The sequence below is a fragment of the Prevotella melaninogenica ATCC 25845 genome, assembly GCF_000144405.1.
GTDB classification, from domain to species: domain Bacteria; phylum Bacteroidota; class Bacteroidia; order Bacteroidales; family Bacteroidaceae; genus Prevotella; species Prevotella melaninogenica.
Genome location: NC_014371.1, coordinates 576566 through 601239 on the forward strand (window position 1 = coordinate 576566; position 24674 = coordinate 601239).

Below are 24674 nucleotides of genomic sequence, written 5' to 3' on the forward strand. Positions count from 1 at the left end.
ACTTCATTAAAGAATAAACATGATAAACTATCTCTCACTTCAAAAAATAACAGCATTACATGAATCAGAGATTACTACAGCTGTTAATCAGGTACTACGTTCTGGCTGGTATCTGCAGGGGGAGCATATAGCTTTATTTGAAAAGAATTATGCACAATACATTGGTACAAAGTACTGTGTAACATGTGGTAATGGGCTTGATGCACTCTGTCTTATCTTCCGTGCCTATATAGAGTTAGGACTTCTCAAAGAAGGTGATGAGGTTATAGTTCCTGCCAATACATATATAGCAACTATCCTTTCCATCACCGAAAACCACCTTACCCCTATCCTTGTAGAACCGGATATCAACACTTTAGAGATTGATGAGAAACAGATTGAACAAGCTATCACCTCTCGTACACGTGCCATTATGCTTGTACACCTTTATGGAAGATGTGCCTATATACCTTTCATTGGCGACATTTGTAAACACCATAACCTCTTACTGCTTGAAGATAATGCGCAAGCGCACGGCTGTCACTTTGGTAACAAACGTACAGGAAGCCTTGGAAATGCAGCCGCACATAGCTTTTATCCAGGCAAGAATCTTGGTGCCTTAGGTGATGCAGGAACTGTGACAACCGATAATGAACAGTTGGCACAGACTATTCGTAGCCTTGCCAACTATGGATCTACACGCAAATATGAGTTTTCCTTCAAGGGAAAGAATAGCCGTATGGATGAAATTCAAGCTGCCGTTCTCAATGTAAAACTCCCCTATCTCGATAAAGAAAACCAACGTAGAAAGCAGATTGCTAAAGCATACTTAGAGGGCATTAACAACCCACAAATAAGATTGATAAAGGATAATGACAGAGATAATGTTTATCACATATTCCCTATTCTCTGTCCATCTCGTAATCGTTTGCAACAATATCTCAAAGATAATGGTATTGAAACGATGATACACTACCCCATTCCACCACATCAGCAAGAGGCTTATAAGGAATGGAACGAGCAACATTATCCTATTACAGAGTTCATCCATCACCAAGAACTCTCCCTCCCTTGCAATCCGACAATGACTGATGAAGAAGTTTATCAGATTATTGACAGCATCAATATGTATCAATAAAACTAAATCATAACGTATGAGAAAGATAACCTATATCACATCAACATTCGTTGCGCTAATGGCATTACAGGCGCAACCAATCAATGCTGACAATATTAATAAGGTATCAGCAAACCAACTCACCTGCCCTGCAGATGCAGTGACTTTCATCTCGAAACGCCCTAAAGAAACAGAAAGACTTTTCCGCTCAGAAGCTGTTGAGAAGGAAATACAGAATATTATAAAGAAGTTAACCAATAAACGTTTGGCATGGATGTTTGAGAATTGCTTCCCAAACACACTCGATACTACTGTTCACTATGGTGAGGAAGCTGATGGAACACCTGACACTTACGTTTATACTGGTGACATTCCTGCTATGTGGCTTCGCGATTCAGGCGCACAAGTATGGCCATACGTACAATTAGCAGGAAAGGATAAGAAACTGAAGAAGATGTTAGCTGGTGTTATTAATCGCCAATTTAAATGTATCAACATCGATCCATATGCTAATGCATTCAATCATAAGCCAGACCCAAATGGCCGTTGGATGACCGATGAAACGGATATGAAACCAGAGTTACACGAACGTAAGTTTGAGATTGACTCACTCTGTTACCCTATCCGCCTTGCATATGAATATTGGAAAGTAACAGGCGACACAAGTGTTTTTGGTCCAGAATGGGTTAAGGCAGTAGAGAACATTCTAAAGACTTTCCATGAGCAGCAGAAGAAAGACGGCAGAGGAACCTATAAGTTCTTACGTGTTACTGACCGTGCACTTGACACAATGAACAATGCAGGTTGGGGTGCACCTGTTAAGCCTGTAGGACTGATTGCTTCTGCTTTTCGTCCTTCAGACGATGCGACGACTCTACAATTTCTTGTTCCATCAAACTTTATGGCAGTATCTTCTCTTCGCAAAGCAGCAGAGATTTTAACCAAGATAAATAAGAATACAGTTCTTGCTACTCAATGTACCGACCTTGCTAATGAGGTAAATGATGCTTTACAGAAGTATGCTATATACGAACATCCTAAATATGGTAAGATATATGCTTATGAAGTAGATGGCTTTGGAAGCTACTTCTTAATGGATGATGCAAACGTACCAAGTCTGTTAGCTATGCCATATCTTGGTGATGTAAGCGTAGACGACCCAATCTATCAGAACACTCGCCGTTATGTATGGAGTGAGGATAATCCTTATTTCCATCGTGGCAAGGCTGGCGAGGGTATTGGTGGTCCACATATTGGTAACGATATGATATGGCCAATGTCTATCATGATGCGGGCTTTCACATCAAAAGATGATAAGGAAATTCGACAGTGCATTGAAATGTTAATGAATACTGATGCCGGAACAGGCTTTATCCACGAGAGTTTTTATAAGGATGATGCTAACAAATTTACACGTGAGTGGTTTGCATGGCAAAATACTTTATTTGGTGAACTCATCGTTAAGTTAGTAAACGATGGCAAACTTGGTTTGCTCAATAGTATAAAATAGACCCGTAAAGGCACAATTGTAGAGATATTTCAAAAGTTAGGAGATAAAATCTTAATATTTACCTTATTTAACATTGTATATTTGGAAATATAACAAGATTTAGATATCTTTACAACGTGTTTTTCATGGTATTAGATTATTAAGGTTAGAAGATTAGTTGTCGTGAGACAAGTAATCTTTCAGTCCCAGACCAACAGTCTGGGACTTTTTATTTTTAATAAACTTTGACTTTATTGTCTTAACAAATCGAAATAACAAAATCTTGAAAAACCTCATTAAGTATAGAAGATGATGCTTTTGTTAGCTTCTAAAAGCGAAACATCATTTAGGAGTTGTAACAAAAATCATACTTCATAGATAAAACAAGATTTTATAGGTACGATAAAAGAGCCAGTTTTCTATTGCAGAACTGGCTCTTTTATTATGTTATCATATTCGTTTGGAAGAGAATATCAGATGGTTTAGTGTTACAATATTATCCTTCTCAAAAACAATCAACGAAGTATACCACTAAATCCAAGATAATCCTTTACTTCTCTGAATAACTTATTAGTTCTTTAATATTGATTGATTTCAACTCATTAAGATAAATCTCGCGTATACTTCCCACCCTATTATATATGTCATGGTTCCATGCTTTTTTAGGAGAGAAACCTAAAAGCGCAAAATCAGATGCTGGAGTAGACTCTAAACGAGCAATCATTTCACCAACAGTTATGTTATTTGTATCATGCGTAGGCGTATAAGTTACTTCATCAGAAGTAGGTGAAAAGTTCTCCGAGATGAGATTGACCTCTTTTAATCTATAGAGAATATCCGTCATCACACGAATAGGAATATGCGTTTCAGACTTTATTTGTAATGCAGTCTGAGGCTTTTGGCCATTTGCAAAACGTTGACAGATATGGCTCAATACAGTCGCACACAGTATTAAAAGGTCATTATGACATATATCTTCTGTATCTATCAGACACTCATAGTACTCTAAATTTTGATTAAAATAACAGAGTTCTGCACAGAATAGACAGATATACCACGATGCAAGTATCCACAACATAAACAGTGGAAGTGCTGCAAACGAACCATAAATGGCATTATAACTTGTAAGGAAAATCTGTCCATGTATATAAACCGCTTGTAAGCAAAGCATAGCGATACTCGCTATCATCGCAGGACCAATAGTCTTCGTAATCTTAACCTTTGCATTGGGCATGAAAACATAAAGCACAATGAACATAAGGGTAAGGATAGCCCATGGCACAAGATAACGAAGTGAAAAGCTCGCAATCGTTCCGAGAAAGCGCAAACCATTTAGATTCTCTACAAAGCTATAGAAATAGATGCTAAGTCCTGAAAGAATGATAATACTAATAGGTACGAGAAACATTAAAGCCGTATAATCTATGACTATCCTGCTAAGAGGGCGACTATCTTTAACCTGCCATATATTATCAAAAGTAGTCTCTACCGTTCTAATCAGAGAGAAAACACTATAAAGCATTATCATCAGTCCTATTCCAATAAAGAGTCCAGTCTTAGCATGAACAAGGTAAGACTGTGTAAGCTTTAACAGCCAAGTAGCCGCTTCGGGTTGTGCAGACAACATTTCTCGAAACTGTTTTTCAAGAAACTGCCCAAAACCAAAGCCATTTGCAATAGCAAAAATCATAGATGCTATGGGCACGATTGCCATTATCGTAGAAAACGAAAGTTGTGCCGTGGAAGCAGCATGATCGCGCACAAAAAAGAATTTGACAGTCAGATAAAACTTCTGAAACTGTCTGATTAGCATATTTCTACGCTTTGAACTATGCTCAGTTTTCATGAACATACCAACAGTTAAGAAGTACTTAATGCTTTCTATATCTATCTTCATTATGGTTTCTTATTTCAGAAAAAAGTAGGAGTTATTATGCAAACTTAATAAAAAAAAGCGAAATTAGCAACAATTACACCTATTTATAATAATAACACTAACGAGATTCATCCAAAACAATAAGTCTACTTTTAGTTACTTCATCTCATCATCTTTTAAAGTTAATAATCCTCGTCTTGTAATAAAAATTCATATCCTTAATTTTAAACAAGGCTTAATAGCGTTCGAATTAAGGCTTAATTGGCATCCAAAAGACGCCCTTTTGCGATGCTGTTAACGCCCTTTTGGAGGCTAATTAAGCACCTATTACTAAGCACTTTTATAATTAACTGATAGTCTGTTAGTTGCAAAAGTCCATATTAAGACTTTTATTTTGCTTATTTAAAGCATATCTACTCAGCTTTTTGTAAGTATTTTTTCGCAAAGCAAAGACAGCTATCAACGTAGATTATAAGAAGCAAATAAAACAGCGCATACAGTTAATCTAACATTTAGTTTAACCCTATGCGCTGTCTTTTATATCAAGAGCCAATTAGAACTGGAAGTAAATAAATGGCTGTATATCAGAACTCTTTACCTGCATAATAATAAAGATAACAATCGTAATTGCAATTGCAGAGAGTAAGACACCACCCTTCTCTAAGATACGAACACAACGGTTTTGCCATGAGTCTGGAATCCAATGCGTAAGAAGCGCAAATATCATCAGTAAGAATACATACTTATACCCCATAAAGACGTCAGGAAGTACGGAAGGATTGAACTTCGTAAACATTTGCTTTACCATAACCCACACTGCATCAAAGTCCTTGCAACGGAAGAACAACCATGTGAAACAGAGAACATGGAAAGTAATAAATACTGAAATAAACCGACGAAGACCAGATGGATGATAACGACGATCGTGCTTCAAAACAGTCTGAGACCAGAACTTATGTACACAAACCAATGCACCATGCAAGACACCCCAAACAATGAAATTCAACGAAGCTCCGTGCCAAAGACCGCAAGCTGTCATAGCCACCATCTGATTGAAATACATACGAAGTGTTCCCTTCTTGTTTCCACCAAGTGAGATATAGACATAATCACGAATCCAAGTTGAAAGCGAAATATGCCAACGACGCCAGAAATCAGTCATGGAATCGGCTGTAAGCGGTGCATTGAAGTTCATTGGAATCTTAAATCCAAGCAGCAATGCAATACCAATTGCCATATCAGAATAGCCAGAGAAGTCGCAGTAAATCTGAATACAGTAGCCATAAAGACCAAGAAGAACCTCGCCACCAGAGAAGAGCGTTGGGTTGTCAAAGATACGATCTACAAAGTTTTGTGAGATATAATCAGAGATAACCGCTTTCTTAAAAAGACCAATGATAATAAAGAATACTCCCTGAGCAAACATCTCACGGCTGATATGTAACGGCTTGCGAATCTGTGGTCCGAAGTCTGTTGCACGCGTAATCGGACCAGCAAGAAGTGTTGGAAAGAAGCTGACATAGAACGCATAGTCAAGCAATGACTCCATTGGTTCAGCCTTCTTTCTGTATATGTCTACAACGTATGAAATTGTCTTAAAGGTGTAGAAGCTAATTCCTACTGGTAAGAAAATATCCCAAGGTTGGAAGTTTCCACCAATCATCTGTGTAACCATTCCAGCAAAGAAGTTGGTATACTTAAAGTAAGCCAACAATCCAAGGTCTATCAACAGTGTTAAAGCCAACCACAACTTAGGGTGCTTTCCCTTAGCAACACGTCTTGCAATATAGAAGTCGCTGACAGTTACGATAAGTAACAATAGGAAATAGAAGCTACTACTCTTATAAAAGAAATAATAAGAGAAGAGCGTCACAAAGAGAAGTCTTGCATCAACCTTGTTTCGCAGACAGTAATAACCTATCATAAAGACAAGGAAGATAAAAAGGAATGCACCTGATGAGAAAAGGAGCGGTTCGCGTGGATTATAGAGCAAGATATCAGCTACCTTTGTAAAATCAAGGCCTGAGACATATGACTCTATATTCTGTAGGAAGATTTTTAATATAGCCATGAATTGGCTGAACAAATTACTTAAATCCATCTGTTTCTATGTTGTACTAATAAATACTTACTCTTCAACTAATTTCTCACGTCTTGTATAATTCTTTTGTCCTGCTACAATAGACTTGAAAATACGCTGACTGACATATTTACCACCTTTATAATTAATGTGTACATAATCCTTTGTACCCATACTCTGTTCGTCTACGATGCGCATCATCGTACCTGGACCACCCATAGCACGGAAAAGATTATAGAAGCCGACATGGCAATCGGCAGCAAGTTGTTCTTGATAGCCCACCAACATCTCAACTCCCTTCATTGTACCATCAGGTGAAGTCTTTGAGCCACGGTCAGGACTACTAACAATAAGAATGCTCGTTTCAGGGAAACACTTGTGGAAGAGGTCTACAACAAGCTTCATGTCAGCCATATACTTCTTCAATCGCTCAGGTGTTGTCTCTGCATCTACAGCATTGACACCAAACTGAAATACAATAAGATCATACGGACGAACAAGAGCAAATTCCTTCAACATCTGTTCTGGAAGTTTTGCCAATGATGTTCCAGAAGAGCCACGCATACTAAAGTTGTCAACAACAATACCTTCGCGTCCCTCTTGTGATGTACCAAAGAGAACAGTATTAGAACCATTCACCTTTATTGTTGCATGAGAAGTAACACCATCCATCTTTACAGCTTGTACTGCTGGCGACGGATTGACGCGCTGCGTACTTGTCTTACCACCATCAATTTCAAAGGTTACGTTTGCACCTCCCTTTGAACGAAGATAAAGCCATGTGCTTGCCCATTTTTCAGTGCGACTGTAGTCATGAGACAATGAAAAAGGAGCATAAGACATAGTAGCTTGTCCATTCATTGTATAATAACGCTCCGCAATACCTGCTTGATTAACATCATAGCTTGCTGGTTTCTTAACCATATGTTCGGTAAGTCCCGTGAATTTATTATCCACTGTATGCTTGTATTGGTCAAGATCATTACCAGCATCTATCCAACCTACGCCATAACCACCATACTGCTTCTGAAGGTCTTCACGTAAATCAGCTAATAAGATGTCTCCTTCTATATATGAATCACCAAAATAGGCAATACGAACAGGACGACCAACTGCTTGCTTCTGAGCCAACATATTAAGTTGACTATAGAAATGATCAAGTCCACCAGGTTTACCTGCAGAATAATCAACGATACGCTCTGTACCCTTAGGCCATTCTTCCTTAAAATCTATAACCTTTCCTTCTTTATCATAAGCAACAATAGCAGAAGGTTTCTTTGGGGAAGGTATGACGTCTTCAAGTACTTTCTTCTTTTGTGCAAGATCACTCAGAATGTCTATCTCTCGGAGCTTCGCATCTCCTATCTTGAAGGTAGGAAGAAAATGAAGCAGAAAAAGAAACAATGCTACTAATAATGTTAACAGCAATGTCTTATATGTATTATCTTTCATTTACTAATTATCTTTTACCTAAATGCATCACTTTTAAAATGCAAAAAAACATAGTATATTGATTATTCACTCTAAGACAAGGGAAGAGAATTTAGTTCTTCATCCAACAACTTAACGCCTTTCATTGTGCAATAAGCGCGTATAAAGAATAATATACTAACATGTGCCAGTTCCTTTATATCGTACTTCTTATAAAGATATTGATTCATAATAGCATTCTGTAAAGCAACTGTCATTGTACGTACGATATTATAATTTAAATTAGGAAGAAACAAACCTTCATCTATACCACGCTGTATAAAAGCATGGGCATCGGTTTCTCTTTCATCATGCACCCTACGGACATAAGCCAATAACTCTGGATATTTATGTATTTCTTCAAAGAAGAGAGGGTTAATCTGACTAAACTCTTCTAAGCGGAAACGGCAGATTTCTATAATTATATTAATTACGTTCGATCCAGTTCTGCCTATCTCGTCCAGCCGTCGTTTCTCTCTTTGCTTATCACGTCGCACGACTTCTAACAGCAGTTCTTCCTTATTGCTGTATATTTCATAGAGTGTACGCTTTGATATCTTAAGTTCATTGGCAATATCATCCATCTTAACACTCCTTATTCCATGTTTATGGAAAAGGTTTATGGCAGTAATGAGAATCTTCTCTTTAAGTTCTTGCCGATAAGTGGTTTCTGTAGCTGTATTATACATTAAACTTTATTTTTGCGACAAAATTACAAAAAACTTTCATAATGACATCTGTTTTAGAGTGGATTTTATTAACTTTGTAAGTCAAATATACATTTTTGTAATATTAAAAGTAAAAAGATTAACTATGGTCAAGGTAACAAAAGAAGCCGCTTTGGAATATCATAACAGCGGACGTCCTGGCAAAATTGAAGTAACGCCTACAAAACCTTATAGTACACAGACAGACCTTAGTCTGGCATATTCGCCTGGCGTGGCATACCCATGCTTAGAAATTCAGCAAAATCCAGACGACGTATATAAATACACCGACAAAGGAAATTTGGTTGCAGTTATCAGTAATGGAACTGCCGTTTTAGGATTGGGTAACATCGGTGCTATGAGTGGTAAGCCTGTAATGGAAGGTAAGGGCTTACTGTTTAAGATATATGGTGGTATTGATGTTTTCGACATAGAAGTAGACGAACAGGACCCTGATAAGTTTTGTGAAGCTGTAGAAAAGATTGCTCCAACCTTTGGTGGTATCAATCTTGAGGATATCAAGGCACCTGAATGCTTTGCTATTGAGGAGCGTCTAAAGAAGACACTTGATATTCCTGTTATGCATGATGACCAGCACGGAACTGCTATCATCTCTGCTGCTGGTTTGAAGAATGCACTGGAGGTAGCTGGCAAGAACATTGCTGATGTGAAGTTAGTTGTTAATGGTGCAGGTGCTGCAGCTATTTCATGTACTAAGCTTTATATGGCTTTAGGTCTAAAGAAAGAGAATATTGTAATGCTCGATTCAAAGGGTGTTATCACTTCTGATTTAAAGAATCTTACACCACAGAAGGCTCTCTTCGCTACTGACCGTCGAGATGTTCACACTTTGGAGGAAGCTATTAAGGGGGCTGACGTATTTGTTGGATTATCAAAGGGTAATATTCTGACACAGGATATGATTCGTTCAATGAATGAGAATCCGATCGTCTTTGCATTGGCTAATCCTGTTCCTGAGATATCATACGATGATGCTATTGCAGCACGTCCAGACGTAATCATGTCAACTGGCCGTTCAGACTATCCTAACCAGATTAATAATGTGATTGGTTTCCCATACATTTTCCGTGGTGCATTGGATGTTCATGCCAAGGCAATCAATGAGGAGATGAAGATGGCTGCAGTCCATGCTATTGCTGAATTGGCAAAACAGACAGTACCAGACGTTGTTAATCAGGTTTATCATGTAAATGACCTTACATTCGGTCCTAAATACTTTATCCCAAAACCAGTTGACCCACGACTGATTACGGAAGTTAGTGCAGCTGTTGCTAAGGCTGCTATGGACAGTGGTGTAGCACGCACTCCTATCAAGGATTTCAAGACTTACAAGCAGCACCTGCTTCAGATGTTAGGTCAGGAAACAAAGTTGACACATACGCTCCATGCCACTGCTGCACAGCATCCACAACGTATTGTATTTGCTGAAGGCGGTCACCAGACTATGATGAAAGCTGCTGTACAAGCTAAACAAGAGGGAATCTGTGTTCCTATCTTATTAGGAAACCCTGACCGTCTAAATCGTGTTGCCAACCGTTTGAAACTTGATATTTCAGATATTGAGATTGTTGATATGCGTGCGGATAAGGAGCAGGGACGTCGTGCTACTTATGCAAAGCACTTAGCAGAAAAGCGTGCACGTGAGGGTTATACCTTTGAGGAAGCATATGATAAGATGTATGAGCGTAACTATTTCGGTATGTCAATGGTTGAAAATGGCGATGCTGATGCGTTTATCACTGGTTTATATACCAAATATAGCAATACGATTAAGGTAGCAAAGGATATTATTGGTATTCGTCCAGAGTACAAACACTTTGGTACTATGCATATTTTGAATACGAAGAAGGGTGTATTCTACATAGCAGACACACTTATTAATCGTCATCCTGACGCTGAAGTGTTGGCTGACATTGCAAAGTTAGCTGCTAACTCTGTTAGCTTCTTCAATGATAAGGCTGCTATCGCAATGCTCTCCTACTCTAACTTTGGTTCTGATAAGGAAGGTTCTCCATTAAAGGTACATACTGCTGTTGAAAAGTTGCAAAAGGAGTATCCTGACATGACAATTGACGGTGAGATGCAGGTTAACTTTGCCTTAAATAAAGAACTACGTGATGAGAAGTTCCCATTCACTCGTTTGAAAGGATTAGATGTTAATACGCTCATCTTCCCTGACTTGTCTTCTGCCAACAGTGGTTATAAACTTTTGCAGGCATTGAGTCCAGAAGCAGAGGTTATTGGCCCTATTCAGATGGGTCTTAATAAGCCTATTCACTTCACTGATTTTGAGTGCTCTGTACGTGATATCGTGAACATCACAGCCGTTGCGGCTATTGATGCTTATGTGGAGAAAGTGAAAAAGAACGCATTATAAGTAATAGTACTGTTCTGAAAAAGTTTATTAGCATACGCCTTCATTAGGAGCTTCTTTTAAATGGATAATATAGCATTATCATTGAAAGATTAACTCAATTCATCAAGTAAACTTTGTTTGCTTATGGTAGTGTAGCTTTTTCCTAACGTAAAGTTGATTCAACTTTGTTAGTAAGTTGAATTGTATTTAGTACTTCGCACCATTGGTGTTTACCAACAACACAATACGTGTTGAGCATCAACACTACTTGTGCCGAACATAAATACATCAACTAAAAGTAAAATAAGAGGTTCATTATGATATATAGTAGAGCACTATTTTCATGTGGACAATATTTACAGAACAGTATATTTAAATAATAAAAGCAGGATACCACTTGGCATCCTGCTTTTATTTTCTAACTTGTTTACCATTATCGGGAATAGCTTTATATTATTGTATTCATATAGTAGAATATAAACACACTCTATTCCATTAAAGAGTTTGATAATCTCGAGAGTAACGTAGCATTTGTTCTGTGTAAGACTCAGAATAATCAACAACAACATCTATCGTCTCACCAAGTTCATTATAAACTGGTTTCAGAATAGGATTGATAAATCCTTTATAAGGTGCAATATTCAAACCCTCATACCTTCGAAGAACTTCTGCATGAAGTACAGGGTCAAGATTGATAGCATACTTCTCTACTAACGTTCGTGCAGCTTCGAAGTCACCTTCACTCTTTATACGCTGTATCTCTGCAAGTTGATAAGCAAAAATATTGCGTAAAGCATCATAATCGTTAATGCGAACATATGTTTTAGATTCACTTGTGGTCTTATCTTCACAAGTAATAAGTTCTACAACATTATTCGCCTTGCCCAACTCCATTGCCCATTGTGCAATAAGTGCACGATTCTGCATATGCGACTCTTCTATCTGCTTTCCTGGTTTTATGCGAACTTGCTGTGTGAGCAGACCGTTCATCATATAGCTATAATACTGTGCCTTGTATGCCTCTTTACTGTCTAAAAGTCCAAGTTCTAAAAGTTTTTGATCAGCTATATAATATAATCCAAAGAGGTCAGCACGTGCTTCTTCAATTGTGTTACCATAATTTTTTAGTGCGTCAGGGTCAGTCCCTGGCAATAATCGTCCACTACCATGACCTAAACACTCATGAAGATCTGTATGAAGATTATCTGTTTTATCCGCATATAAATCCAACAACTTACAAGTATCAGCATCAATAACAAACTCCTCACGGAATCCGTTATCCTTAGCAGCCATATCATATGCATGTGTAAGATTAGAAATCGTGACACTCTTTGAGCCATGTTCTGTACGAATCCAGTCTGCATTTGGTAAATTAATTCCAATAGCAGAAGCAGGATATTCGTCTCCTCCTAACATTGCTGCACATATAACATTGGCTGTGACACCTTTCACAATAGCCTTGCGGAACTGAGGATCAACTGGCGAATGGTCTTCAAACCACTGTGCGTTGGCTGATATAGCCTGCGTACGATGAGTTGCTTCAAGGTCTTTATATTCGACTATGCCTTCCCAAGAACCTTTCAATCCCATTGGGTCACCATAAACTTCTATAAAACCATTAATAAAGTCTATTCTACCCTCTTGCTCACGTAACCACTCAATAGAGTAGATATCAAAATCATGAAGGTCACCTGTCTCATAATAGCGAATCAACAGATTTATAACATGAAGCTGTTGGTCGTTTTCAACAAAGTCCTTTGCACTATTCAACCAATATACAATCTTTTCGATTGCTGCACTATATTTGCCACCAATCTTCCATACATCCTCACGGATAGAATCACCTTCTTTTACAAGAGTAGAATTTAATCCATAGGATGGAGCTTCATTTGTTGGACCATCTTTCTTTAACTTAGCATAGAATTCTTCAACTTCATGCTGAGAAACTCCGTCATAATAATTGCAAGCAGAAGAGCGTACAATATCTTTACCATCTGACTTATCAACTCGCTTTGGAAGAATCGTTGGATCAAAGATTACTGGACACAATTCGTTAAGTAAAGAAGTAACACTCTCTCCATCATTAAGTGGAAGCAACTTAGAATCAATTGCTAAGACTTCATTACGAAAAAAAACTTCCGTAAATAAAGGTGAGAATTTGTCGCAAGCATAATGATGATAAATACCACTGGCAAACCAAACGTGCTTCAGATATTCTTCTAAAGCACGAAAATTATGTTCTAACCTATCACCATTGAAGTTCAAATAAACAGCCTCTAAAGTTTTTCTAATACGGAGGTTGTATTTGCCAAATTGATCAAACGTTATATCACGTCCAAATAGTGTTGCTTCTGACAAGCAATAAATTAGCTGTTTTTGCCGAATTGTCAGTGATTCGAAATCCGGGAGCCGATATCGTAACATTTGTATATCGGCAAACCGTTCATCCTGAAAGTTAAAAGCTTCTTCTCCTATCGATTCTATCATTTTGTTTTAATTCATTTCTTAAGTGGTTTTTTCAAACGCACTTCTTCTGAAGAGGGTTGTGCCAAATGGCGCATTCTGTAGTCACGAGGTGTGACACCATTTAATTTGTAGAAAGAAGCATAGAAAGACTGCCTATTAGAGAAGCCCACCATATCACTGATATCTTCCATATTCAGTTCTTGATAACGCTTATCAACCAAAAGAGCCATTGCTTCCTCTATTCGGAATTTGTTAACAAATGACGTGTAGTTCATGTGGAATCGCACATTAACTACAGCCGAGATGTAGCGCGTATTAGTTCCTAAGTCCTCAGCAAGTTGCTTGGCAGAATAATTCTTGTCTTTGTAACGCTGCTGAATAAGAATGATATTAAGGATCTTCTCCTTTAACTCATCCATTAATTGCGGACTGACCAAACTACGGTAGGCGGCTACCTTCTCTTTTTTTTCTGTTAAATTGTACTTAGCCATAATCCGTGTATTTTTAGTTACCTATTCTGTTATTACACTGCAAATATAACATATTTAATTAAGAATGTCAAGTTTATGGCAAGTTTTTTAATATCTATTAGTTATTAAATTTCGCAAATATTTTATTACATTCCAATATATACATGTAGAAAATATTTACAAACATCACCTTAACATCTTTTTATACAAAGCGTTTCCGATTTTTATCTTTTACGCTCTTCTTTACATCAAAGTGATATTATAGATAAAAAACATCGTATAGTGAGATTTATTATTTTTTAACCCTTAACCGTCACATATGTTACCTTATTTGCTTTTTTTTATCTATAATTTTGCAGCCACAATAACATTATAGAAATAATATATAAATCAAAAAAACATGGCAGAGAACAAAATGTTCTGTTTCCAATGTCAGGAAACAGCAAAGGGTACAGGATGTACCATTCAAGGTGTTTGCGGTAAAAAAGCTGAGACAAGCCGTTGGCAAGATTTGTTACTTGGTGTTGTAAGAGGTGTAGCTACGATTTCAGACTCACTTCGCAATGCAAGTATTAAAACAAACCAGGAGGTTGGTGATTATATTGTAGATGCACTTTTTGCAACTATCACCAATGCAAACTTTGATGATCAGGCTATATTAAATAAGGTAGACAACGGTGTACGTATCAAACGTGAGTTGCTCGCACTTGCAAAAGAGAACAATGTAACATTGCCTAACTACCAGGAAGTAAACTGGGGTGGTGAGAAAGCAGACTATGAAGCTGAGGGGGATCGTGAGGGCGTTCTCCGTACAGAGAATGAAGACCTCCGTTCATTGAAGGAGTTGACAGTACTCGGTTTGAAGGGTATGGCAGCTTACTATGAGCACGCATCACGTCTCAATGAGCGTAATGAAGAGATTATTGCATTCATGGAAAAGGCACTTGCCACCATTTCTAACCCAGCAGCAGACATGGACACATTGCTGGCTACTGTTATGGAAACAGGTAAGTTCGGTGTTGATGCAATGGCATTACTTGACAAGGCTAACACTCAGACATACGGTAATCCAGAACTCACAAAGGTAAATATTGGTACAGGTAGCCGTCCAGGTATTCTTATCTCTGGTCACGACTTGAAGGATATCGAGCAGCTTTTGGAGCAAACAGAGGGAACAGGCGTAGATGTTTACACCCACGGAGAGATGCTCCCAGCTCATTATTATCCACAGTTGAAGAAGTACAAGCACCTCGTTGGAAACTATGGTAATGCATGGTGGAAGCAGAAGGAAGAGTTTGAAACATTCAATGGTCCTATCGTCTTCACAACCAACTGTATTGTTCCTCCTTCACCAAAGGCAAGCTATAAGGACCGCGTATTCACAACAAACGCAACAGGTTTCCCAGGTTGGAAGCATATCCTTGCTGATGAGAACGGTCACAAGGACTTCTCTGAGGTAATCGAAATTGCTAAGACTTGTAAGGCTCCAACAGCTATCGAACAGGGTGAGATCATCGGTGGATTTGCTCATGCACAGGTATTTGCTTTGGCTGATCAGGTTGTTGAGGCTGTTAAGAGTGGCGCAATCCGCAAGTTTGTCGTAATGAGTGGATGTGATGGTCGTATGAAGAGCCGTGACTACTATACAGAGTTTGCTGCTCAGTTACCAAAGGATACTGTCATCTTAACCAGTGGTTGTGCTAAGTTCAAATATAACAAGTTGAACCTTGGCGATATCAATGGAATCCCACGTGTATTGGATGCAGGACAGTGTAATGACTCTTATTCATGGGCAGTTGTTGCCTTGAAGCTGAAAGAGATTTTTGGTGCAAACGACATCAATGATCTTCCAATCGAGTTCAATATTGCATGGTATGAGCAGAAAGCAGTTATTGTTCTGCTTGCCCTACTCTACCTCGGCATTAAGAATATTCATATTGGTCCTACATTGCCAGCCTTCGTTTCTCCAAACGTTCTGAAAGTATTGGTTGATAACTTCGGTCTTGGTGGTATCACATCTGTTGAAGAAGACCTCAAGAACATGGTAGGATAAACCAAATAACCACTTATTAAAACCAAAAGTCCATTCTTTTTAGAGTGGACTTTTTCATTTAACCCAAATCAATCATTATAGCCTAAACTGATTATATTATGGAATAATACTACAGTAAGAGTTTGAGTACTGTGTCCTAATTACTCCATTTGAGTTGAAGTTTGAATGCATATTATTATAAGGTGTATCAAGGTTAGTAAGCATAAAAATGTAGTGATTGAACTAACATATTAGAATGAAATAGCAGATTTGATTCTAACCAAAAGTTTTTGTGTAAACATTTTTTAAACCACAACTTATTTATAGATGCTCTTTTGGCATTGAAAAGATGCCCTTTTGGCTTTCAAAAGGTGCTCTTTTGGAGTCTTATTAACGCCCTTTTAGAAGCCAACTAAGCAGCTTTTCATATGCAATCATGTAAGACTCTCAAAATAAAAGAGTTACAAAACTAAGTAAAATGCTCCTTTTATGACTTGTATCAACGTAAAACACCAATGAAAATGTAAATAAAAATCAGCACAAAAAACATCATAATTTGCAAATAATCACATCAATAATGAACTAACAAAGATTAGCATTGAATATCTACTTGAAAATAAATTAAATATAAATATGAAGTTTCTTATCCTTAAATGGATAAATTATTAATATTAATTTGTATCTTTGTGCTATCATTAAGAAAATTATAAACTCAAAAGAAATACAATGCAGAAAAAAGCACTTATTACGGGTATTACAGGCCAAGATGGTTCCTATTTGGCAGAGTTATTACTCGAAAAAGGTTATGATGTACATGGAACTATTCGTCGTTCATCAGTAGATTTCCGTGAGCGTATTGCTCATTTAGAAGGTCGTCCACACTTCCACTTGCATTATGCAGACCTTGGCGACTCTATGAGTATCCTTGGTGTAATCAGTAAAGTGCGTCCTGATGAGATTTATAACCTTGCAGCACAGAGTCACGTACAGGTAAGTTTCGATTCTCCTGAATTTACTGCTGACGTTGATGCTGTTGGTGTATTACGTATCTTAGAATCAGTTCGCCAGTTGGGTATGACAGAAACTTGTCGTATCTATCAGGCTTCTACTTCTGAGTTGTATGGTAAGGTTGAGGAAGTTCCACAAAACGAAAACACCCCATTCCATCCTTACAGCCCATATGCTGTAGCTAAGCAGTATGGCTTCTGGATTACAAAGGAGTATCGTGAGGCTTACAACATGTATTGTTGCTCTGGTATCCTCTTCAACCACGAGAGTGAGCGTCGTGGCGAGACTTTCGTTACACGTAAGATTACACTTGCTGCTGCACGTATCAAGCAGGGCAAGCAGGAAAAACTCTATTTGGGTAATCTTGGTTCTCTTCGTGACTGGGGCTATGCTAAGGATTACGTTGAGTGCATGTGGTTGATACTCCAGCAGGAGAAGCCTGAGGACTTCGTTATTGCTACTGGTGTACAGCATAGCGTACGTGATTTCTGCTATTATGCATTTAAGCGTGTTGGTATTGAACTCGAATTCCAAGGTGAGGACATGGAAGAAAAGGGTATTGATAAGGCTACAGGAAAGGTACTTATTGAGGTTAGTCCAGACTTCTATCGTCCTACTGACGTTGTCAATCTCTGGGGAGACCCAACAAAGGCAAAGGCGAAACTCGGTTGGAATCCTAACAGTACAAGTTTTGAAGAGCTTGTCAACATTATGGTAGACAGCGACATGGCTAAGGTTGCTTCTGAGGGTGCAGCTGAGAAGGTTAGAACAAACCTTGAAGAGTATTTGGAGAAGGGTATCGTTAAGTAAGAACACTTCATCCTTCCCTCCCCCTCTTATGAGAGGGATAATTACCGCTTATGCTGATAGTTGGCGATTCCAAATAATCGCTTACTATCAGCTATTATTACTTTTTATCGTCTATTCAACAAACACGCAATGAACAAAAATAGTAAAATATACATTGCTGGACACAATGGATTAGTTGGCTCAGCAATATGGAATAACCTTCTTCAACGAGGATATACAAATCTCGTTGGACGAAGCCATAAAGAATTAGATCTGACAGATCAGCAGGCTGTGAAGCGTTTCTTTGATGAAGAGAAACCTGATGCCGTTGTCCTTGCTGCTGCTTTCGTTGGAGGTATTATGGCAAACTATCTCTATCGTGCAGACTTCATCATGCAGAATATGAAGATGCAATGCAATGTTATTGAGCAGAGCTACCTTCATAAGGTAGAGAAACTTCTCTTCCTTGGAAGTACGTGTATCTATCCAAAGAACGCACCACAGCCAATGCGCGAGGATTGTTTGCTGACTTCTCCATTGGAATATAGCAACGAGGAGTATGCTATTGCAAAGATAGCAGGTCTTAAGATGTGTGAAAGCTATAACCTCCAGTATGGTACTAATTACATAGCTGTCATGCCAACAAACCTCTATGGCCCTAATGATAACTTCCATTTGGAGAACTCTCATGTGATGCCAGCTATGATGCGCAAGATTTATCTTGCGAAACTTATTCACGAAAACAACTGGGGTGCTATCCGTAATGATATGGATAAGCGTCCTATCAATCCAACTGACAAACTGCGTGCGGAGATTGGTGAAGGTAATGTTGATGGCAAGAATACAGAAGAGCGCATCTTGAAAGCACTCGCTTTCTATGGTATTGAGAATAATAAGGTGACCCTATGGGGTGACGGAAGTCCATTACGCGAATTCCTTTGGAGTGAGGATATGGCTGATGCCAGCGTTCACGTCTTATTAAATGTAGACTTCAAAGATATCATTGGCATTGAGAAATATTCAAGTGTTTTCTACGGTGCAAAGATTGATGGAGCTGTTGACCGCAACAACTCTGAGGGTCGTGGTGGTGCTATCCCATCTTTAGGAGAGATTCGTAACTGTCATATCAATGTTGGTACTGGTAAGGAACTTACTATCAAAGAACTTGCAGAACTTGTTAAGAAGACCGTTCACTTTGAAGGAGACATCATCTGGGATGCCGAGAAACCAAATGGTACACCACGTAAACTCATTGATGTTGAGAAGTTGCATAGCCTTGGTTGGACGCACAAAGTAGAAATTGAGGATGGTGTTGAGAAGCTCTACGAGTGGTATCAAGAAAGCTTAAAGTAATTTTTATCATTGATTAGGCATATTGGGCATGTTAGCCCAATAAGCCTAATTTGATTAATAAGTACACCCAATCGCAAACAGCGAACATTCATTCAAATCTTTACTATATGAAGAAACAAGTATTACTAACCGCAGCATTATTGTCTGCTACAAGCATGATGGCACAGAAGCTAACGTATCCACAAGCTCCAAAGGACGGAACTATAGACACCTATTTTGGTGTTCAAGTTGCCGATCCTTATCGTCCATTAGAGAATGACAGTTCCAAAGCTACCGCTGAATGGGTAGCTGCTGAGAACAAGGTTACACAAGAGTATCTTTCTCGTATTCCATTCCGAGCAAAACTCTTCAACCGTATGAAGGAGTTGGCGAACTATGAGAAGGTATCGGCTCCTTCTTATATTAAATTGATAGGTAAGTGGCTTTTCTACAAAAATGATGGTCTTCAGAACCAAAGTGTACTCTACATCATGGACCGTCTTGGGGATGAGAAGAACGCACGTGTTTTCCTTAACCCTAACCAATTGTCATCAGACGGAACCGTTGCACTGAAGGGTATCTACTTCTCACACAACGGTAAGTATGCAACCTACTCTATCTCTCGCAGCGGAAGCGACTGGCAAGAGTTCTATGTTATGGATGTCAAGACTGGAAAACTGCTTGATGACCATATTACTTGGGCAAAGTTTTCTGGCGCATCATGGCAAGGTGACGGATTCTATTACAGTGCTTACGATGCTCCACAAAAGGGACATGAGTTTAGTAATGTGAATTCTATCCAGAAAATCTACTATCATAAGATTGGTACTCCACAGTCTGAGGATGTTCTCTTCTATCAGAATCCAGCGAATCCTATGCGCTTCTACGCTGTAAGTGTCAATGAAGAAGAAACCATGATGTTCCTATATGAAAGCGGTGCAGGCTCAGGCAACATTGTCTATGTACGTGATCTCCGTCAGCCTAACAGCCAATTCATTCAGATGACATCAAATCTTGATTTGCAATATAGTTTAGTTGAAACTATTGGCGACAAGATGTACTTCCTTACAAACGATGGCGCACCAAAGAACCGACTTATGGTTACCGACCTTAAGCACCCTGGTTTCAGCGAGTGGAAAACACTTGTACCAGAGTCTAAGGACATGCTTGAAGGTGTTACCTTTGCTGATGGTAAGATGATTCTCAACTATATGAAAGATGCTTCCAGCCACGCTTACGTTTATTCTATGGATGGAAAGCAACTCTCTGAAATAAAACTTCCTACATTGGGCAGTGCAAGTTTCTATGGAGAAAAGGACCGGAAGGAAGTATTCTACTCCTTCTCATCTTTCACCGTACCAACCACCATCTATCAGTATGACCTTGCCACAACTAACAGCAAGGTGTATGCTGCACCAAAGGTTAAGTTCAAGGAGTCTGATTATGTCTGCGAACAGGTGTTCTATCCAAGTAAGGACGGAACGAAGATTCCTCTCTTTATCACTTATAAAAAAGGTTTAAAGCGTAATGGTAAGAACCCAGTATTCCTCTATGGCTATGGTGGTTTCAACGTACCTTTAACCCCTTACTTCTCTTCGGTACGTATTCCTTTCATCGAAAATGGTGGAATCTATGCTCAAGCATCCCTACGAGGTGGCAGTGAGTATGGTGAGGACTGGCACATAGCTGGTACGAAGATGCAGAAACAGAATGTCTTTGATGACTTCATCTCAGCTGGTGAGTGGCTTATCGAAAACAAGTATACAAGTAAAGACTACCTCGCTATTGTTGGCGGTTCAAATGGTGGTTTGCTTATAGGAGCTTGCATGACACAGCGTCCTGACCTCTTTAAAGTATGTATTCCACAAGTAGGAGTAATGGATATGTTGCGCTATCATAAGTTTACGATTGGTTGGAACTGGGCTCCAGACTATGGAACAAGCGAAGATTCAAAAGAGATGTTTGAGTATCTTCACGCTTATTCTCCACTCCACAATCTCCGTCCTGGCACAAAGTATCCAGCAACTTTGGTAACAACAGCCGACCATGACGACCGTGTTGTACCTGCACACTCATTTAAGTTTGCAGCTACCCTGCAGGCTGACAATGCTGCCAACACACCGACCCTCATTCGCATTGATACCAAGGCAGGCCACGGAAGCGGTAAGCCTTTGTCTAAGCAGTTGGAAGAGCAGGCTGACATCTACGGTTTCATCCTTTATAATATGGGATTGAAATATTAAGAGTTCAGAGGAGTTATGTTCATATATCTTTGTTTGAAAAGTAACTTCTTGCAATAGCATAACTCCTCAAACTCCCAAACATATTTCATGAATAACAGTATTGTATTAATTCAATTTAAATACTCAATCTATTAAGTTTCCAATCAAATGCAGATTCTATTAGCATCCGCTAAGATAATGAACAGTACCACTACGGTACAAACCCCAAAAACACACCTGCCTCGCTTCAAAAAAGAAGCGGGGCAGATGGCGTTAGAATTAGGTGACCTTTCTGTTGAAGAACTTGCAAAAGCGATTCTATGCAATGAAAAGATTGCACTTGAAAATAAGTTACGTTATCAAGATTTCTTCAACGAGGAAGCCTACTTACCTGCCCTCCTCGCTTACTACGGACAAGCATATAAATGCCTTAAAGCACAGGAGTACAGTCAGGAAGACTTCTCATATGCTGACAAACATCTTTGGATAACAAGTTTTCTTTATGGTCTCTTACGTCCATTAGACCTTATCCATCCCTATCGTCTTGAAGGAAAAGCCAAACTACCTTCAGCCGAAGGCAAGAATATGTTTGCCTATTGGAAACCTCATCTTACAGATATTCTCATCGAAGCAGTTAAAGCTGACGATGGAATCCTTGTACACTTGGCAACAGAAGAATTCCAACATCTATTCGATTGGAAACGATTACAAAAAGAGATACGTATTATTCAACCACTCTTTATGGTTGATCAAGGGAGTCGACTGAAGGCAGTTAGTGTCTATGCAAAGAGCTGTCGTGGTGCTATGACAAGTTATATACTCCGTAACCAACTAACTTCACCTGACGAACTTCTTGCCTTCGAGTATGATGGATTCACCTATCATAAAGATTATGGAGACGAAAATCATCCACACTTTATCCTAAAGCCTTAATCTGTATTCACACCTTATTATAAATATAAAAGTCAAATTAATTATGTCAATAGAAGAATATCGCCAAGAAATACTTACCTCCTTACTTGCTAAAACAAATAGCAAGGGTGCCCCCCGTTTTGAAGAAGCAGCAGCTAAGGAGCTACTTGACCAACTATCAGACGAAGAACTGGAAGAGGGTATCTTATTCAACACACCTGAGGACGTAGCTGAAATCCTATCAGAAGTTGGAACACTCTAAGCACACATTATAAGCAACAAAAGAAAATATAGACGACAAACGACAGTTTATTAGAGTTTTCTCTCGGCTTATTAAAGCTTATTCCATCTTAAAATCTCACATTCATAGCAACGAAATATCTTTACATAGTTTTTAGATATTTCTACTTAAAAACAAGAAATAAAAGCATTTTTCAACCTCTTTGTAACTTTCTACTTATCAAGAAGTTATAACGTTGTGCAAGAAAAGGTGCTTACTTAGCCTTCAAAAGGGCGTTAGTTAGGCTCTTAAATAGCATCTTTAACAAGTCAATTAAGGCTTAATTAGAATGCTATTCATGGTTATTAAAAATGCTAATGAGGATTTATTTTGACAAAACAACAAAAAAGGTAAAAGAGAATGAACCCTTTTACCTTTTTATTATTTACTAAGTTTCTTCTTAGAAACGATAACCCAATGTAAGGAGTAACTGACTTCTGTTATTCTTAACATCAGTAATTGAAGCAATGTTAGACTCCGTTATTTTTGTAGTACCAGATGTATAAGTAATGTCTTTTACATTAGAGAATGGAGCAAAAGAACCTTTCTGTGCACTATACTGATAAGCCAAGTCTATATTGAACTTCTTAACCTGATAACCAACACCTAATGTGAAGCGATTAATTTCTCCCCAGTTTGTGTAGTCTGTTGTTGAAGAATATGATGTACCTAAAGAAGCAAGACCTGGGTCTTTCTGACCATTATTTGCATACTTTGCACCAACATAGTTATAACCTATACGCAATGCAACATTGCTTACAGGCTTATACTCAATACCTAACTTTAAAGTACTTACCCCCTTCAGAACCTCCTTAGTGTGTGCATTCATATTCTTGTCAGGGATTGATGACTCGTAGTACTGACCATAGTAATAATCATAGTATCCACCATCATTGACTCTACTATTAATATTACTATAATTCTCATACTCGTAAGTTGCACCCAAGGCAAGGTAGTTGCCAACAGTGTGACCAAGAGAGAAGCCAAACTTCCAAGGGGTCCACATCTTGAAATCGTATGAGTTAGCAACACCTTTTTCCTGACTTGATGTGCCTGACGCATAAACAAGACGAGTAACATTTGAAGTCGTCAAGTCATACCATGTTGGAGACTTCACGTATGCACCAATTCTAAATGGAGACTCAGCTACTGGACGAACAATTACACCAGCTGTGATATCAAAACCTGAACCCGTTACCTTTCTCTCATCACGAACAAGTACACCACCAGCATTGTTTAAGTTCTCACGATACTCACTATATCCCTTATAATTAACATCCTTCATACCGAATGTCAAACCGAGATAAACCCTGTCATTGAGGTTTCCACTCACAGCAAAGTCGTAGTTACCAATATAGCCAGTATGCGCACGGTCTAAAGTATAACCAGTAGCTTTCTCATAATTATAAGTTCCTGTGCTACCTGGAATCAATGAATTCCAATAAAGGTAATCAATCTGACTCCAAGTAGATGCTACATTTGGTGATGGATTGTTTGGTGTTGGAGCCTCTACATAACCAACATTCTGACCTTTCTTATCTTTACCAACAAAGAATCCACCATTATTTTCATTACCAAGTATACCTTTAATATATGACTGCTTATTCTGTGAACTTCCATTCAAAGAGCCTGCAGCATTAAGGATATAATCAAAGTTCTTGCTCTTATGATAATTGAAACCAAAGTTAAGGAAAGACTTCTGACCAGTACGAGTAGTATAGACACCACCAATCTGGTCGAAACTCAGATTAGTCTTCTTACCATTAGAGAACTCCTTACCATCTGATTGCATAAGAAGACCAGCACTGAGACTAACATTGCTGTGACGGAACAAACCGATACCAGCTGGGTTAGAACCGATAGTAGAAATATCAGCACCCAAGGCTTCCATGGCTCCGCCCATACCAACATAGCGTGCAGTACCATTCAAGTCCTCTCCTGCTAACTTAGCATTCTCGTATGTCTCCTGTGCATTTGCAGACAAAGCAGCAAACAACGAAACAGCAAAGAAAATATATTTACTCTTCATTTCTGATATTCTTTATTAATTAAAAATTCATTATCCAAA

At 38.6% G+C, this 24674-nt stretch carries 16 protein-coding genes; 9 read left to right on the forward strand and 7 right to left on the reverse strand.

Annotated elements, in window-relative coordinates:
• Positions 1-19 precede the first annotated feature (19 nt).
• Both HMPREF0659_RS09365 and HMPREF0659_RS09370 read left to right on the forward strand, forming a co-directional pair.
• On the forward strand, positions 20-1117 hold the full coding sequence (locus HMPREF0659_RS09365) for a DegT/DnrJ/EryC1/StrS family aminotransferase (protein WP_013265506.1): 1098 nt from the start codon (positions 20-22) through the stop codon (positions 1115-1117).
• A gap of 16 nt (positions 1118-1133) precedes the next feature.
• Entirely contained in the window at positions 1134-2606 is a 1473-nt protein-coding gene (locus HMPREF0659_RS09370) for a glycoside hydrolase family 125 protein (RefSeq protein ID WP_013265551.1), read from the forward strand.
• A gap of 529 nt (positions 2607-3135) precedes the next feature.
• On the opposite strand, the gene HMPREF0659_RS09375 is transcribed toward HMPREF0659_RS09370, so the two are convergent.
• The 4 genes from HMPREF0659_RS09375 to HMPREF0659_RS09390 all read right to left on the reverse strand — a co-directional run bounded on the left by HMPREF0659_RS09375 (position 3136) and on the right by HMPREF0659_RS09390 (position 8700).
• Positions 3136-4482: a YihY/virulence factor BrkB family protein gene (locus HMPREF0659_RS09375; RefSeq protein ID WP_013265771.1), complete on the reverse strand. Its 1347-nt coding sequence runs from the start codon at positions 4480-4482 to the stop codon at positions 3136-3138.
• 532 nt (positions 4483-5014) lie between these two features.
• On the reverse strand, positions 5015-6532 hold the full coding sequence (locus tag HMPREF0659_RS09380; RefSeq protein WP_004359476.1) for an MBOAT family O-acyltransferase: 1518 nt from the start codon (positions 6530-6532) through the stop codon (positions 5015-5017).
• Between the two features lie 57 nt (positions 6533-6589).
• Positions 6590-7993, reverse strand: a complete 1404-nt coding sequence (locus HMPREF0659_RS09385; RefSeq protein WP_013265684.1) for an SGNH/GDSL hydrolase family protein — start codon at positions 7991-7993, stop codon at positions 6590-6592.
• Positions 7994-8064: 71 nt separating this feature from the next.
• A complete protein-coding gene (locus HMPREF0659_RS09390; protein WP_013265824.1) occupies positions 8065-8700 on the reverse strand; it encodes a TetR/AcrR family transcriptional regulator in 636 nt (211 codons plus the stop codon).
• Between the two features lie 124 nt (positions 8701-8824).
• Here HMPREF0659_RS09390 and HMPREF0659_RS09395 point away from each other — a divergent pair, with 124 nt between their 5' ends.
• On the forward strand, positions 8825-11116 hold the full coding sequence (locus HMPREF0659_RS09395) for an NADP-dependent malic enzyme (RefSeq protein ID WP_013265538.1): 2292 nt from the start codon (positions 8825-8827) through the stop codon (positions 11114-11116).
• A gap of 474 nt (positions 11117-11590) precedes the next feature.
• Here HMPREF0659_RS09395 and HMPREF0659_RS09400 read toward each other — a convergent pair whose 3' ends face one another.
• Together HMPREF0659_RS09400 and HMPREF0659_RS09405 are read right to left on the reverse strand one after the other, a co-directional pair.
• Positions 11591-13582 (reverse strand): dipeptidyl-peptidase 3 family protein, encoded by a 1992-nt coding sequence (locus tag HMPREF0659_RS09400; RefSeq protein ID WP_044046065.1) that lies wholly within the window; start codon positions 13580-13582, stop codon positions 11591-11593.
• A gap of 11 nt (positions 13583-13593) precedes the next feature.
• Complete coding sequence (locus tag HMPREF0659_RS09405) at positions 13594-14052, reverse strand: helix-turn-helix domain-containing protein (protein WP_013265150.1); 459 nt, start codon at positions 14050-14052, stop codon at positions 13594-13596.
• A 379-nt stretch (positions 14053-14431) separates the two neighbouring features.
• Between HMPREF0659_RS09405 and hcp the strand changes: the two genes are divergently transcribed.
• The 6 genes from hcp to HMPREF0659_RS09435 all read left to right on the forward strand — a co-directional run bounded on the left by hcp (position 14432) and on the right by HMPREF0659_RS09435 (position 22588).
• Positions 14432-16084: a hydroxylamine reductase gene (gene hcp, locus HMPREF0659_RS09410; RefSeq protein WP_013265063.1), complete on the forward strand. Its 1653-nt coding sequence runs from the start codon at positions 14432-14434 to the stop codon at positions 16082-16084.
• Between the two features lie 705 nt (positions 16085-16789).
• Entirely contained in the window at positions 16790-17881 is a 1092-nt protein-coding gene (gene gmd / locus HMPREF0659_RS09415) for a GDP-mannose 4,6-dehydratase (protein WP_013265088.1), read from the forward strand.
• A gap of 129 nt (positions 17882-18010) precedes the next feature.
• Positions 18011-19213: a GDP-L-fucose synthase family protein gene (locus tag HMPREF0659_RS09420; RefSeq protein WP_013265342.1), complete on the forward strand. Its 1203-nt coding sequence runs from the start codon at positions 18011-18013 to the stop codon at positions 19211-19213.
• Between the two features lie 107 nt (positions 19214-19320).
• A complete protein-coding gene (locus HMPREF0659_RS09425; protein WP_044046066.1) occupies positions 19321-21435 on the forward strand; it encodes a prolyl oligopeptidase family serine peptidase in 2115 nt (704 codons plus the stop codon).
• A gap of 147 nt (positions 21436-21582) precedes the next feature.
• On the forward strand, positions 21583-22347 hold the full coding sequence (locus HMPREF0659_RS09430) for a YaaA family protein (protein ID WP_013265427.1): 765 nt from the start codon (positions 21583-21585) through the stop codon (positions 22345-22347).
• Positions 22348-22390: 43 nt separating this feature from the next.
• Positions 22391-22588: a hypothetical protein gene (locus HMPREF0659_RS09435; protein ID WP_013265077.1), complete on the forward strand. Its 198-nt coding sequence runs from the start codon at positions 22391-22393 to the stop codon at positions 22586-22588.
• 418 nt (positions 22589-23006) lie between these two features.
• Here HMPREF0659_RS09435 and HMPREF0659_RS09440 read toward each other — a convergent pair whose 3' ends face one another.
• Complete coding sequence (locus HMPREF0659_RS09440; protein WP_013265657.1) at positions 23007-24635, reverse strand: OmpP1/FadL family transporter; 1629 nt, start codon at positions 24633-24635, stop codon at positions 23007-23009.
• Positions 24636-24674: the final 39 nt, after the last annotated feature.

What these genes read in the sequence shown, in the direction of transcription:
- HMPREF0659_RS09365 (WP_013265506.1), top strand. Translation starts at nt 20, where the DNA reads ATGATAAACTATCTCTCACTTCAAAAAATAACAGCATTACATGAATCA.
- HMPREF0659_RS09370 (WP_013265551.1), top strand. Translation starts at nt 1,134, where the DNA reads ATGAGAAAGATAACCTATATCACATCAACATTCGTTGCGCTAATGGCA.
- HMPREF0659_RS09375 (WP_013265771.1), bottom strand. Translation starts at nt 4,482, where the DNA reads ATGAAGATAGATATAGAAAGCATTAAGTACTTCTTAACTGTTGGTATG.
- HMPREF0659_RS09380 (WP_004359476.1), bottom strand. Translation starts at nt 6,532, where the DNA reads ATGGCTATATTAAAAATCTTCCTACAGAATATAGAGTCATATGTCTCA.
- HMPREF0659_RS09385 (WP_013265684.1), bottom strand. Translation starts at nt 7,993, where the DNA reads ATGAAAGATAATACATATAAGACATTGCTGTTAACATTATTAGTAGCA.
- HMPREF0659_RS09390 (WP_013265824.1), bottom strand. Translation starts at nt 8,700, where the DNA reads ATGTATAATACAGCTACAGAAACCACTTATCGGCAAGAACTTAAAGAG.
- HMPREF0659_RS09395 (WP_013265538.1), top strand. Translation starts at nt 8,825, where the DNA reads ATGGTCAAGGTAACAAAAGAAGCCGCTTTGGAATATCATAACAGCGGA.
- HMPREF0659_RS09400 (WP_044046065.1), bottom strand. Translation starts at nt 13,582, where the DNA reads ATGATAGAATCGATAGGAGAAGAAGCTTTTAACTTTCAGGATGAACGG.
- HMPREF0659_RS09405 (WP_013265150.1), bottom strand. Translation starts at nt 14,052, where the DNA reads ATGGCTAAGTACAATTTAACAGAAAAAAAAGAGAAGGTAGCCGCCTAC.
- hcp (WP_013265063.1), top strand. Translation starts at nt 14,432, where the DNA reads ATGGCAGAGAACAAAATGTTCTGTTTCCAATGTCAGGAAACAGCAAAG.
- gmd (WP_013265088.1), top strand. Translation starts at nt 16,790, where the DNA reads ATGCAGAAAAAAGCACTTATTACGGGTATTACAGGCCAAGATGGTTCC.
- HMPREF0659_RS09420 (WP_013265342.1), top strand. Translation starts at nt 18,011, where the DNA reads ATGAACAAAAATAGTAAAATATACATTGCTGGACACAATGGATTAGTT.
- HMPREF0659_RS09425 (WP_044046066.1), top strand. Translation starts at nt 19,321, where the DNA reads ATGAAGAAACAAGTATTACTAACCGCAGCATTATTGTCTGCTACAAGC.
- HMPREF0659_RS09430 (WP_013265427.1), top strand. Translation starts at nt 21,583, where the DNA reads ATGCAGATTCTATTAGCATCCGCTAAGATAATGAACAGTACCACTACG.
- HMPREF0659_RS09435 (WP_013265077.1), top strand. Translation starts at nt 22,391, where the DNA reads ATGTCAATAGAAGAATATCGCCAAGAAATACTTACCTCCTTACTTGCT.
- HMPREF0659_RS09440 (WP_013265657.1), bottom strand. Translation starts at nt 24,635, where the DNA reads ATGAAGAGTAAATATATTTTCTTTGCTGTTTCGTTGTTTGCTGCTTTG.